General features: G+C 67.2%; 12 protein-coding genes. 11 read left to right on the forward strand and 1 reads right to left on the reverse strand.

Features of this window, described 5'->3' with window-relative positions; all coding sequences use genetic code 11:
• Positions 1 to 196: 196 nt before the first annotated feature.
• The 11 genes from pstS (H4O10_RS02720) (at position 197) to rnt (ending at position 9908) form a co-directional block, all read left to right on the forward strand.
• Positions 197 to 1213, forward strand: a complete 1017-nt coding sequence (gene pstS, locus H4O10_RS02720) for a phosphate ABC transporter substrate-binding protein PstS (protein WP_005408792.1) — start codon at positions 197 to 199, stop codon at positions 1211 to 1213.
• Between the two features lie 476 nt (positions 1214 to 1689).
• Complete coding sequence (gene pstS, locus H4O10_RS02725; RefSeq protein WP_005408791.1) at positions 1690 to 2778, forward strand: phosphate ABC transporter substrate-binding protein PstS; 1089 nt, start codon at positions 1690 to 1692, stop codon at positions 2776 to 2778.
• 82 nt (positions 2779 to 2860) lie between these two features.
• Entirely contained in the window at positions 2861 to 3829 is a 969-nt protein-coding gene (gene pstC, locus H4O10_RS02730) for a phosphate ABC transporter permease subunit PstC (protein WP_005412771.1), read from the forward strand.
• The gene (gene pstA / locus H4O10_RS02735; protein WP_005408789.1) at positions 3829 to 4692 is read left to right on the forward strand and encodes a phosphate ABC transporter permease PstA; all 864 of its coding nucleotides are present in this window, start codon (positions 3829 to 3831) and stop codon (positions 4690 to 4692) included. The genes pstC and pstA overlap by 1 nt, the downstream gene beginning before the upstream one ends.
• 19 nt (positions 4693 to 4711) lie before the next feature.
• Positions 4712 to 5542, forward strand: a complete 831-nt coding sequence (gene pstB / locus H4O10_RS02740; protein ID WP_005408788.1) for a phosphate ABC transporter ATP-binding protein PstB — start codon at positions 4712 to 4714, stop codon at positions 5540 to 5542.
• 65 nt (positions 5543 to 5607) lie between these two features.
• Complete coding sequence (gene phoU, locus H4O10_RS02745) at positions 5608 to 6315, forward strand: phosphate signaling complex protein PhoU (protein ID WP_005408787.1); 708 nt, start codon at positions 5608 to 5610, stop codon at positions 6313 to 6315.
• Between the two features lie 258 nt (positions 6316 to 6573).
• On the forward strand, positions 6574 to 6930 hold the full coding sequence (locus H4O10_RS02750; protein ID WP_049395295.1) for a hypothetical protein: 357 nt from the start codon (positions 6574 to 6576) through the stop codon (positions 6928 to 6930).
• A complete protein-coding gene (locus tag H4O10_RS02755) occupies positions 6917 to 7792 on the forward strand; it encodes a DUF692 domain-containing protein (RefSeq protein WP_005408785.1) in 876 nt (291 codons plus the stop codon). Before H4O10_RS02750 ends, H4O10_RS02755 begins: the two co-directional genes overlap by 14 nt.
• Positions 7785 to 8540 carry a putative DNA-binding domain-containing protein gene (locus H4O10_RS02760; protein ID WP_049395296.1) on the forward strand — a complete coding sequence of 252 codons (756 nt, stop codon included), beginning with the start codon at positions 7785 to 7787 and terminating at the stop codon, positions 8538 to 8540. The genes H4O10_RS02755 and H4O10_RS02760 overlap by 8 nt, the downstream gene beginning before the upstream one ends.
• Before the next feature lie 26 nt (positions 8541 to 8566).
• Positions 8567 to 9088, forward strand: a complete 522-nt coding sequence (locus H4O10_RS02765; protein WP_005408783.1) for a DoxX family protein — start codon at positions 8567 to 8569, stop codon at positions 9086 to 9088.
• Between the two features lie 235 nt (positions 9089 to 9323).
• Positions 9324 to 9908, forward strand: a complete 585-nt coding sequence (rnt, locus tag H4O10_RS02770) for a ribonuclease T (protein WP_005408782.1) — start codon at positions 9324 to 9326, stop codon at positions 9906 to 9908.
• 191 nt (positions 9909 to 10099) lie between these two features.
• Here the strand turns inward: rnt and H4O10_RS02775 are convergent, their stop codons facing one another.
• Entirely contained in the window at positions 10100 to 13126 is a 3027-nt protein-coding gene (locus H4O10_RS02775) for a ligand-binding sensor domain-containing diguanylate cyclase (protein WP_049395297.1), read from the reverse strand.
• Positions 13127 to 13232: the final 106 nt, after the last annotated feature.

A 13232-nucleotide genomic window follows, 5' to 3' on the forward strand; every position in this document is an offset into this window, starting at 1 on the left:
AGGCACGGCCCCGGCCGTGCCTTCGTCGTTGCATCGATAGCCGCGCTGCCCTGCCGGCGCAGCGGACGTGACATCGCTCATGACGCGTGTCACGCCCGCGTCATATGACAGACGCGGGGGTGTCACGCAACCGTTATGGAATGTGCACCGAAACGTCGGGCAACCGCCCTTCGACCACCACCCCAGGAGTCTCCCTGTGATCCACGCCTTCAAGTCGCGCGCCGCTGTCGCCATCCTGGCCGCATCGTCCGTGTTCGCCGCCAACGCCGCCGATATCACCGGCGCGGGCGCATCGTTCATCTACCCGGTCATGTCCAAGTGGTCGGCCGACTACAGCACCGCAACCGGCAACAAGGTCAACTACCAGTCCATCGGTTCCGGCGGCGGCATTGCCCAGATCAAGGCCAAGACCGTTGATTTCGGCTCCTCCGACGCGCCGCTGAAGCCGGAAGACCTGGCTGCTGCGGGCCTGGCGCAGTTCCCGTCGGTGATCGGCGGCGTGGTGCCGGTGGTCAACGTGGCCGGCATCGCGCCGGGCGCGCTGAAGCTGGACGGCGCGGTGCTGGCCAACATCTTCCTGGGCAAGATCAAGACCTGGAACGACCCGGCCATCGCCGCGCTGAACCCGGGCGTGACCCTGCCCAACGCCAAGGTCACCGTCGTGCATCGTTCGGACGGCTCGGGCACCACCTTCAACTTCGTCAATTACCTGTCCAAGGTCAGCCCGGAGTGGAAGAGCTCGGTCGGTGAAGGCACCTCGGTGCAGTGGCCCGCCGGCATCGGCGGCAAGGGCAACGAAGGTGTTGCCGCCTATGTGAAGCAGATCAAGGGCGGCATCGGCTATGTCGAACTGTCCTACGCGCTGCAGAACAAGCTCTCCTACACCGCGATGAAGAATGCCGCCGGCAAGTTCGTGCAGCCGAGCGACACCTCGTTCGCAGCCGCTGCCGCCAGCGCCGACTGGGCCAACGCCCGCGACTTCTACCTGGTGATGACCAACGCGCCTGGCGCCGAGTCCTGGCCGATCACCGCCACCAACTTCATCCTGGTGCAGAAGACGCCGAAGAATGCTGCCAATGGCAAGGCGACCCAGGAGTTCTTCCGCTGGGTCTACAAGAATGGCGACGCCCAGGCCCGCCAGCTGGACTACGTGCCGCTGCCGGACAGCCTGGTCCGCCAGATCGAGACCTACTGGTCGCAGAACCTGAAGTAAGCAAGCGCGTTCCCCCGCAGGAACGGGGGCGGCGGGTCCTCTCTCCCCCGCCGCTCCCACCCGGGCGCGAGATCCTCGAGATCTCGCGCTCTTCTTGTTTTTGGGGGATGGGTCGTGAAGAGCGCTGGGCCTTCGCTGATCCATGGGGGGTCGGTGGGGTCATGGAAGGCAGGAGCGTCTGTAGAGACGAGCCCACGCTCGGCTGGGTGCTGGAGCGTGCGGACCAACGGTCCGCACCTACCGAGAACAGGGAGCAGTCGAGCATGGCTCAACTCTACAAGGGCCAACCGACCGTCATATCGGTGCGCAGATCGCGGGTTTCCTGGCACCTGCCGGATCGGCGCCAATCCTGTGAAACCCTTGTCAGAACGTGATCCAGGACACCCCTGTCATGGTCGTAATACGGCTGTAACAAAAACATCATTTCATAGCCGCATCCGCCGACCACGTCGGCTCTTCCCCGCTATGGAGTGACCATGAAACTGCACTCGGCCGGCCTCGCCGCCCTTTCCCTGGCCATCGCCCTGGGCCTGTCGGCCTGCGGTGGCGACAAGCAGGCCGCGCAGCAGCCGGCTGCCGACGGCGCCGCCGCCCCGGCCGCTGCCGGTGCCAAGGTGACCGCCGAAGTGTCCGGCGCGGGCGCGTCCTTCATCTTCCCGCTGGTCTCCAAGTGGTCGGCTGACTACAACACCAGCACCGGCGCCAAGATCAACTACCAGTCGATCGGCTCCGGCGGCGGTATTGCCCAGATCAAGGCCGGCACCGTCGACTTCGGTTCCTCCGACAAGCCGCTGAGCAGCGAAGAGCTGGCCCAGGCCGGCCTGGCGCAGTTCCCGTCCGCCATCGGCGGCGTGGTGCCGGTGGTCAACATCGAAGGCCTGGAAGCCGGCAAGCTGCGCCTGAGCGGCGCCCTGCTGGCCGACATCTTCCTGGGCAAGGTCAAGACCTGGAACGACCCGGCCATCGTCGCCGCCAACCCGGGCGTGAAGCTGCCGGACGGCAAGATCACCCTGGTCCACCGTTCGGACGGTTCGGGCACCACCTTCAACTTCTCCAACTACCTGTCCAAGGTCAGCCCGGAGTGGAAGAGCAAGGTCGGCGAAGGCACCTCGGTGCAGTGGCCGGACGGCGTCGGTGGCAAGGGCAATGAAGGCGTCGCTTCCTACGTGAAGCAGATCAAGGGCTCGATCGGCTACGTCGAACTGGCTTACGCGCTGCAGAACGGCATGCCGTACACCGCCATGCAGAACGCGGCCGGCAACTGGGTCGAGCCGAGCGCGGAAACCTTCGCCGCCGCGGCCGCCAGCGCCGACTGGGCCAGCGCCAAGGACTTCAACCTGGTCATCACCAACGCTCCGGGCGAGCAGGCGTGGCCGATCACCGCCACCAACTTCATGCTGATGCAGAAGAAGCCGAAGGACGCCAAGCGCAACCAGGACACCCTGGCCTTCTTCAAGTGGGCCTTCGAAAACGGCCAGGCGCAGGCCAACGAGCTGCACTACGTGCCGCTGCCGGCCGAACTGGTCAAGCAGATCGAGGCCTACTGGGCGACCGACCTGAAGTGATGGACACGACGGTGCCCGCCCCACGCGGGCACCGTTTCTTCCACGCCGTGCCGCCCCGCCCCTTCCTGGCCCTGCCGTCCCCATGAATGCCATCGCCCAGCCTGTAGCCGCCCCGTCCACGCGTGATGCGCGTGATGCCCGCAACGACAAACTGTTCCGATGGGTGCTGGTCGGCACCGTCATCTTCGTCCTGATCGCCCTGGCCTGCGCCGCGCTGTCGATGCTGTGGGGCGGCCGCCATGCCCTGCAGATGCAGGGCCTGAGCTTCTTCTTCTCCGCCGACTGGAATCCGGTCGAAAACAAGTTCGGTGCGCTCGCCCCGATCTACGGCACCCTGGTCACCGCCGTCATCGCGATGGTCATCGCCGTGCCGGTCAGCTTCGGCATCGCCTTCTTCCTCACCGAAGTCGCGCCGCGCTGGCTGCGTGGTCCGGTCGGTACCGCCATCGAACTGCTGGCCGGCATTCCCTCGATCATCTACGGCATGTGGGGCCTGTTCGTGCTGGTGCCGGTGATGACCGAGTACGTCACCCCGTTCCTCAACGAGACCCTGGGCGAATGGCCGATCATCGGCCCGATGTTCCAGGGCCCGCCGCTGGGCATCGGCATGCTCACCGCCGGTTTCGTGCTGGCCATCATGGTCATTCCGTTCATCTCCTCGGTGATGCGCGAAGTGTTCCTGACCGTGCCGACCCGCCTGAAGGAGTCGGCGTACGCGCTGGGCTCCACCAAGTGGGAAGTGAGCTGGGACATCGTCCTGCCCTACACCCGCTCGGCAGTGATCGGCGGCATCTTCCTCGGCCTCGGCCGCGCCCTGGGCGAGACGATGGCGGTGGCCTTCGTGATCGGCAACAGCGTGCGCCTGTCGCCGTCGCTGCTGGAGCCGGGCACCACCATCGCCGCGCTGATCGCCAACGATTTCGGCGAAGCCACTGAAACCTACCGTTCGGCCCTGCTGCTGCTCGGCTTCGTCCTCTTCATCGTCACCTTCGTGGTGCTGGCCATCGCCCGCCTGATGCTGATGCGCCTGTCCCGCAAGGAGGGCAACTGATGTCCACCACCGCTGATTCGTTGTACCTGCGCCGCCGCATCGGCAACGTCGTTGCGATCACCGCCTCCTGCGCCACCGCGCTGTTCGGCCTGTTCTTCCTGGGCTGGATCCTGTTCACCCTGGCCTCGAAAGGCCTGGCCGGCATCAACTGGGACCTGTTCACCAAGATGACGCCGCCGCCGATGCAGGACGGTGGCCTCGCCAACGCCTTCTTCGGCAGTGCCGTGATGTGTGCGCTGGCGATCGGCATCGGCACGCCGCTGGGCGTGCTGGCCGGTACCTGGCTGGCCGAGTACGGCAACGCCCGCAAGGCCGGCACCGTGGTCCGCTTCGTCAATGACATCCTGCTGTCGGCACCGTCGATCGTGCTGGGCCTGTTCGTCTACACCCTGTACGTGATGCAGACCGGCGGCAACTTCTCGGCGTTCGCCGGTGCCCTGTCGCTGGCCTTCATCGTGCTGCCGGTGGTGGTGCGCACCACCGACGAGATGCTGCGGCTGGTGCCCTCGCAGATGCGCGAAGCGGCCCTGTCGCTGGGCATCCCGCAGTGGAAGGTGATCGTGCAGGTGCTGTACCGCAGCGCCTCGGCCGGCATCATCACCGGCATCCTGCTGGCGCTGGCCCGCATCTCCGGCGAGACCGCTCCGCTGCTGTTCACCGCTTTCGGCAACCAGTACTGGAACAACAACATCTTCCAGCCGATGGCCTCGGTGCCGGTGGTGATGAACCAGTTCGCCGGCAGCCCGTATGAATCCTGGCAGGTGCTGGCCTGGGCCGGTGCCCTGGTGCTGACTGTCTTCGTGTTGCTGGTCAGCCTTGCCGCCCGCGGCATCCTGCTGCGCAACCGTATCTCCCATGACTGACCTTTCCGTGGACAACGCCATGAACGACCTTTCCAACGCCGTGCCGATGCAGCGCATCGCCGTGCCGTCCTCGCACGAGAGCCTGCACACGCCGTCGCCGGTGAAGCTGGCTGCGCGTGGACTGGACTTCTACTACGACAAGTTCCACGCCCTGAAGGGCATCAACCTGGAGATTCCGGAAAAGCGCGTGACCGCGCTGATCGGTCCCTCCGGTTGCGGCAAGTCGACCCTGCTGCGCATCTTCAACCGCATCTACGCGCTGTACCCGAAGCTGGAAGCGCGCGGTGAAGTGCTGCTGGACGGCGAGAACATCCTGTCGCCGAAGTACCCGATGAACCGCCTGCGCAGCAAGGTCGGCATGGTGTTCCAGAAGCCGGTGCCGTTCCCGATGACCATCTTCGAGAACGTGGCCTACGGCATCCGCCACCACGAGAAACTGAGCAAGGCCGACATGGCCGACCGCGTCGAGCAGGCACTGCGCCAGGGCGCACTGTGGGACGAAGTGAAGGACAAGCTGGGGCAGAGCGCGCTGGGCCTGTCCGGTGGCCAGCAGCAGCGCCTGTGCATCGCCCGTGCCGTGGCGCTGCGCCCGTCGGTGCTGCTGCTGGACGAGCCGACCTCGGCGCTGGATCCGATCTCGACCAGCCGCATCGAGCAGCTGGTGGAAGAGCTCAAGCACGAGTACACCATCGTCATCGTCACCCACAACATGCAGCAGGCCGCGCGCGTTTCCGACTACACCGCCTTCATGTACCTGGGCGACCTGATCGAGCACGACCGCACCGAAGTGATCTTCTCGCAGCCGTCGCAGCGGCAGACCGAGGACTACATCACCGGTCGCTTCGGCTGATCGACGCTGATCCTTCGCCACATGTCCCAGCCAGGCACGGCCTGGCTCTACCCGGATTGCAGACCATGAACCTTCCCAACGACCACATCGTCAAGAGCTACGACGAAGAGCAGCAGCGCCTGGTGGCCGAAATCGTGCGCATGGGCGAGATGGCCGTCGCCCAGCTCGAAGCGTCGATGGACGTAATCGAGAAGCGCGACGAGAACGCCGCCCATCGCATCATCGCCAACGACGAAGCCATTGATGCGCTGGAGCAGCAGATCAGCCATGACGTGATGCGCCTGGCCCTGCGCGGCCCGATGGCGCGCGACCTGCGCGAGATCCTCGCCGGCCTGCGCATCCCGGCCGATATCGAGCGTATCGGCGACTACGCGGCCAACGTCGCCAAGCGTTCGATCGCGCTGGGCAAGGTGCCGCCGCTGCCGCAGATCCAGGGCCTGCGTGCGCTGGGCCGCCTGGCCGCGCAGCAGGTCCGTCGTGCCATTGCCGCCTACCGCGACAACGACGCCGACGCCGCACTGGAACTGCGCGAGGACGACGCTCGCCTGGACGCGCAGTACACCGCGCTGTTCCGCGAGCTGCTGACCTACATGATGGAAGACCCGCGCAACATCACCCCGTGCACGCACCTGCTGTTCATGGCCAAGAACCTGGAGCGCGTGGGCGACCACGCCACCAACATCGCCGAGAACGTTTGGTTCCTGGTGCACGGGGAGCAGCCGCTGCCGCCGCGCGAGAAGCGCGACGAGACCTCCAGCACCGGCCAGCCCTGACGCTGCACTGCAACACCGGAGTTGACTCCAAGGTGGCCGCTGTCCTGGTGACAGCGGCCTTCTTTTTTGGGGTGTTCCACCCGCGTTGTGGGCGCCGGGCTTGCCCGGTGCGAACCTTCCGGATGCTTCTGTAACAAACCTCACGAAAATTTGAGTTCTTGGCGAGGATTCGTTGAGTAGGATCGCTGCACCATCGTTTCCACCGGCATCCCTGCCGGCCATCCGGGCACCCGCCCACACCACCCAGGAGCACGACCGATGAGCAGTTCCAACAAGACCCTGTCCCTGCTGACTGCTACCGCCCTGGCCGCCGGCCTGGGCATGACCGCCAGTGCCTCGGCCCTGAGCATGAGCGACCTCGCCCAGGGCTACCTGGTTGCCGGGCAGGCAGCCAAGGCCAGTACCGACGCCAAGGCCGCAGACACCAAGATGGCCGCTGACGCGACCAAGCATGCCGAAGGCAAGTGTGGCGCCGACGGCAAGCCCGCCGAAGGCAAGTGCGGCGCCGACAAGGGCAAGGCTGCCGGCGCTGCGGCAGGCGCCAAGCCCACGTCCGGCGACAAGAAGGCGGCCGAAGGCAAGTGTGGCGAAGGCAAGTGCGGTGGCAAGCACTGACGTCCGCGCCAGCGTCGTCAGCCCGCGGTCGCCGCTTCGTGCGGCGGCCGCCGGGTTGGGGCTGCGCAGGGCGTTGCTGCAGGAGCTGCGTGATGCACCGGCGGGCGACTTCGATTTCCTCGAATGCGCACCGGAGAACTGGATCCATGTCGGTGGTCCTGCCGGGGATGCACTGGCCGAGCTGGCACAGCGCCATCCGCTCAGCTGCCACGGCCTGTCCCTGTCGCTGGGCGGCAGTGCGCCGCTGGATACCCGGCTGCTGGAACAGGTCGGCCAGTTCCTGGAAAAGCACCGCGTGCCGTTGTACAGCGAGCACCTGAGCTACTGCAGCGACGACGGCCACCTGTACGACCTGCTGCCGATTCCATTTACCGACGAAGCGGTGCGCCATACCGCCGCACGCATCGCCCGTGTGCAGGACCTGCTGGGTCGCCGCATCGCAGTGGAGAACGTGTCCTACTACGTGGCGCCGGAGCCGGCGATGGACGAGCTGGCCTTCACCAACGCCGTGCTCGCCGAGGCCGACTGCGACCTGCTGCTGGACGTCAACAACGTCTACGTCAACGCCTGCAACCACGGCTACGACGCCGACACCTTCATTGCCGGGCTGCCCGCAGAACGCATCGTCTGCCTGCACGTGGCCGGGCACCTGGACGAGGCACCGGACCTGAAGATCGATACCCATGGCAGTGCGGTGATCGACCCGGTCTGGGCGCTGCTGGCACGCACCTATGCACGCATCGGCGCACGCCCCACCCTGCTTGAGCGCGATTTCAACTTCCCGCCCTACGCCGAACTGCAGGGCGAGCTGCAGACCATCCGCCGCCTGCAGGCGACGCACGCCGGGGGCGCACATGGCTGATGCTCCCGACACGCTGCGCGCGCAGCAGCACGCATTCACTGCCCATCTGCGTGATCCACAGGGCGTGCCGCCACCGGCCGGGCTGGAATCACGCCGGGTCGCGGTATACCAACGACTGCTGTTCAACAACCTGCTCGGCCTGTTGAGCAACGGCTTCCCGGTCTGCGTGCGCCTGCTCGGCGAACCGGCCTGGAGCGGACTGGTGCGCCAGTACTTCGCGACCCATCGCTGCCAGACACCGCTGTTCACCGAACTGGCCGCCGAATTCGTGCAGTGGCTGCAGGCGCAGCCACAGCTGCCGCATCCGGCGTTGGCCGAACTGGCCCACTACGAGTGGGTGGAAACCGCGCTGTACCAGCTGGATGCCGAACCGCTGCCGGCGCAGGACGACACCGACCCGCTGCGGGTGCCGCTGCAGCGCTCGCCGTTGGCATGGCCGCTGCTGTATCAGTGGCCGGTGCACCGGCTCGGCGCTGAGGACGCACCGACCGAGCCGCCGGCCGAGCCGACTGGCCTTCTGGTGCGCCGCGATGCCGACGGCGAGGTGCGATTCGCCACGCTCAGCCCTCTGGCGGTGTTCCTGCTGTCCAGCATCGGCGAACAGCCCGGCCTTGATGGTCAGGCCTACCTGCAGCGTCTGGCCGCCGCGCACGGCCTGGCCGAGGACGCGCTGGCCGGACCCGGCGCCGCGCTGCTGCGGCAGTTCCTGCAGGCCGGCGTGATCGGCCCGCTCACAGCCCCTCCCTGACACACATCATTCGCGGAGACCCCCTGATGAACCTTCCGACCCTGGCCACCGCGCGTGGCCAGCTGGACCGTCTCGCCCCCTGGTTGGCCCCGCTCGGCCTGCGCCTGCTGCTGGCCTGGGAGTACTTCGAATCCGGCCGCGAGAAACTGCACGGCCAGAACTGGTTCGCCGACCTGCAGGATGCCTTTCCGTTCCCGTTCGATCAGCTGCCGAGCACGCTGAACTGGCAGCTGGCGACCTGGTTCGAACTGGTCGGCGCGGCCTGCCTGCTGTTGGGTTTCGGTACGCGTTTCGCCGCCGCCAGCCTGCTGGTATTGACCGTGGTGGCCACCTACGCCGTGCACTGGCCGATGCAATGGGACTCGCTGGGCGACCTCGCGATGGGCTATGCGATCACTGACCAGGGCTTCGGCAACTTCAAGCTGCCGGTGCTCTTTATGGCGATGCTGCTGCCACTGATCTTCAGCGGCGCCGGTAGGCTGAGCGTGGATGCGTGGTTGGCACGGTGGCAGCCATCGGGCACGCCTGCGCGGCCAGCAGTCCGGTAGATGCCGATCTTGGTCGGCGCGCATCGTGCCAACCCAGGTTGGCACCTACCGGAATCCTGGGCGCGCGGTGCACCGGTAGGTGTCGACCTTGGTCGACACGCTCCTGCGCAGGGAGCCCGTGCGCCACAGGCTGGCCGGGCGCTCGAGGCCGCTCTGCTAGAATTCACGCATGAATGACCCCACTCCCGCACCTGCCGCCGCCTCCGATTCCGCAATCCCCCAGGCGCAGCGCGCGATGTCACAACGGTTCCGCGGCTTCCTGCCGGTGGTGGTGGACGTGGAAACCGGCGGCTTCGACAGCCAGCGCAACGCCCTGCTGGAAATCGCCGCGGTGCCGATCGAGATGGATGAGAACGGCCTGCTCTACCCCGGCCAGACCGCCAGTGCCCATGTGGTGCCGGCCGAGGGCCTGGAGATCGACCCGAAGTCGCTGGAAGTGACCGGCATCATCCTCGACCACCCGTTCCGGCTGGCCAAGGAAGAGAAGGCCGCACTGGACCACATCTTCACCCCGGTACGCGCGGCGATGAAGAAGTACGGCTGCCAGCGCGCGATCCTGGTCGGCCACAACGCCCATTTCGACCTGGGCTTCGTCAACGCCGCCGTGGCCCGGACCGGCCACAAGCGCAATCCGTTCCATCCGTTCAGCGTGTTCGACACCGTCACCCTGGCTGGCATCGCCTACGGGCAGACGGTGCTGGCGCGTGCAGCCACGGCCGCCGGGTTGGGCTGGGATGCGAACGAAGCACACAGCGCGGTGTATGACACCGAACAGACCGCACGATTGTTCTGCACCATCGCCAACGCCTGGCCGCGGTGAAGCGTCCAACGGCGGAGCCCCTCGTGGCGTGAAGCAAATCAGCGGTCGGGCCGGACAAGGTGGGTTCGCGGGGGACGCCGTGAACCCGTCCCTGGGGGCTTAGCCGCACTTCTCTGGTGGGTGCCGACCGTTGGTCGGCACCGCCGGTTGGTACGACAACACCAGTAGATCCACGCCATGCGTGGATGCGATCAACCAATACTCGTACGATCGCGGCCGTCGCTCTTGGCGCGGTACAGCGCGCGGTCGGCGCGCTGGTACAGCAGCGCCGGGGTGCGGTCATCGGCATCCAGTTCCACCAGGCCTGCGCTGAAGGTCACGCGCAGGCCCGCTACACCGGCCCAGTCGGGGTGGTCATGGAACAGGCCGCGCAGGCGCGCGCACAGCTGCGCGGCTTCTTCCAGGCGGGTGTCGTTGAGCAGCAGCGCGAACTCCTCGCCACCGGTACGCGCGGGCAGGTCCGAGTCGCGGCAGGCCGCGGCGATCAGCCTGGCCACCTGCACCAGCACCGCATCGCCGATGCTGTGGCTGTGGCGGTCGTTGACGTCCTTGAAGTGGTCGATGTCCAGCACCACCAGGCACAGCGGGTGGCCGCTGCGCTGTGAACGGGCGAAGTCGCGCGCCAGCGTTTCATCGAAGGCACGGCGATTGGCCAGCCCGGTCAGCGCATCCTCGCGCGCCTGCCGCTCAAAGGCCTCGGCCTGCCGTGCAAGGCGCTCGGCCAGCTCGGTCTTTTCCTGGTTCAGCGCCTGCAGGTGCACGGTCTTGGCCTGCAGGTCGAAGGTTGCCTCGTCCACGCGCCGTGCCAGGCGCAGGTTGCTGGCCTTCAGCTGCTGCAGCAGCAGGCGGTACAGCACCACCAGCCCAGCCAGCAGCAACAACCCGCCCAGCAGCTGCACGCTGCGGCGTTGCCACCAGAACGGCTCCACCGTGAAGCTCCACACGGCTTCCTGCTGGCCCCAGGCCCCGCCTGGATGCGCCGCCGACACGTGCAGGGTGTAGTCACCCGGAGGCAGGCCGACGAACTCGACGCTACGCTGCGGGCCGCGCTCGACCCAGCCGGTGTCCAGGCCATCCAGCCGCGTGCGATAGCGGATCCGGTCCGACATCAGGTAACTCAGGCCCACATAGCTCACCGCCAGACGTCGGCCGCCGGGAATGTAGTTGCGATCCGGGCCCTCCCAATGCACGGGTGCGCCATCCACCTGCACGCTCTCGATCGCTGCCGGCGGTGATGGGCGCTCGCGGAAGCGCTGCAGGCGTTGCGGGTCGACGGTGCTCAGGCCTCCGGCGGTGACCACCCAGAAGGTGCCGTCCTGGCGCAGGATGGCCGATGGCCCGGAGCTGCCGTTGGCCTGCGCGTTGGCCATGCCGTCGATCTCGTTGTAGCGCTCCACCACCACTCGTGGTGCGCGGCCATCGGCCACGGCATTGAGGGTCGCCATGTCGGTGCGCAGCACGCCGCGGTTGCTGCTGATCCACACGTTGCCAAGACGATCCGGCACCAGCTGGAACACCGCATCCACCGGCATGCCCTGCTCCAGGCCGACGCGCGCCAGCTTTCCGTCGAGCCAACGGTACAGGCCGCGGTCGCTGCTGATCCACATCGCGTCGCCCAGCTGGTGGAAACCGAACACACTGCGGCCCCCGCCCATCGGTGCCAGGTCGATCGACTGCACGTGGTCGCCACGCAGCACGCGGATGCCCTCGATGGTGCCGATCCACAGGTTGCCCTGGTGGTCATGCTCGAGTGCGGTGATGAGGCCACCGGGCATGCCCGGGGCAGTCGACACCTGCACCCGGTCGCCGTCGATGCGTACCACGCCCTTCTGCGTACCCGCCCAGACCCTGCCCTGCGGATCGACACTGATCGCGCGGATGTTGCCACCCGGCATGCCGTCGGCTGCCGCATAGTTGTGGCGGAGACTGCCATCGCGGTCCAGCCGGTAAACGCCGTCGCCGAACGTACCCACCCACAGGTCGCCGTCCGGCCCCTGCGCCAGACTCAATACCGATGGCGCCTTGCCGCCGCGGTTGTGCAGGGGAACCGCGCGGAAGCGGCCATCGGGTGTCTGCAGGTCGAGACCACTGGCACTACCGACCCACAACTGGCGGTCGCGGTCCTCCAGCACCGTGCGCACATAGTCGCCACTGAGGCCATCGCGCTCGGTGTAGCTGCTGAACAGTGTTTCGCGCAGGCGGTACAGGCCACCGTTGGCCCCCGCCCAGATGCTGCCTTCGGCATCCTCGCGCAGGCTGACCACGCGCCCGCCCGGCAGGTTCAGGCCGGCCGGCAATCGTTCCAGACCATGCGCCGAGATCCGCAGCAGGCCCTGGTTCTCGGTTCCCAGCCACAGGTCGCCGTGCCGGTCCTGCAGCATCGAGGTCATGTGCAGCTGTCCCGGCAGCCGGTGCACCAGCACCAGCTGATCGTCCTCCACGCGGTACAGGCGCTCGCCAGCGACGATCCACAGCGCGCCATCAGGAGCCCGGTACGGCCAGGACAGGCCGGTGCCGGCCCCCAGGCCCCACGCCGCGGGCGCGCGCTTGAGCACGCCGTCGTTGTCGCGCAGCACCAGCCCGTCAAGCGTGCCAACCCAGACCCGGTCCTGCGCATCGACCACCAGCTTGGTGAAGCTCATCGCCATCGGCAGGTCGGCCGCCGGCGCCTGGTAGACGATGCCCTTGTCCGGCGTGAGATAGCCGATGCCCTTGCCTTCGTACAGCAGCCACAGGCGCCCCTGGCTGTCCATCTGCATGGACTGGATCAGCACCTGCGGGGTGTCGGCCTGATGCTCCCAGACCCGCCACTGGCCGTCGTTGCCACGATGGCTGACGTTACCGCGCGAATCACTGATCCACAGCCCTCCCTGCCGATCGACCAGCAGTGCGCCGATGCCGTTGTCGCGCAGCCCCGGGCGGGTGCTGCGGTCGAACACGGTGAAATCCAGGCCGTTGTAGCGGACCAGGCCTTCCCAGGTGGCAAACCACAGGTGCCCCTCGGGAGTCTGCGCGATATCGCGCAGCGAGTTGTGCGGCAGGCCATTGCGCGAGGTCCACACGTCGATGGCGTAGTCGCGCAGCGGCGGCGCGCCCTCCTGCGCGGCCAGCGGCAGCGCCAGCACCAGCAACACCCACAGCAGACCGCGCTGCAGTGCCTGCCTGGCCTTCGAAACGCGGCGCTCCACCCAGCACCCGTTGTCCCCTGACCTGCCCATCAGCTCGGCGGCAGTGGCCGGTAACGGCTGCAGGGCATGGCAGCAAGCGGGAACGACCGGGCAACGCGGAACGGCGTGCCGTCAGGAACGGGTTGACTCATCGGGG

This window comes from Stenotrophomonas sp. I18B00994, from assembly GCF_014145825.1.
Classification (GTDB): domain Bacteria; phylum Pseudomonadota; class Gammaproteobacteria; order Xanthomonadales; family Xanthomonadaceae; genus Stenotrophomonas; species Stenotrophomonas maltophilia.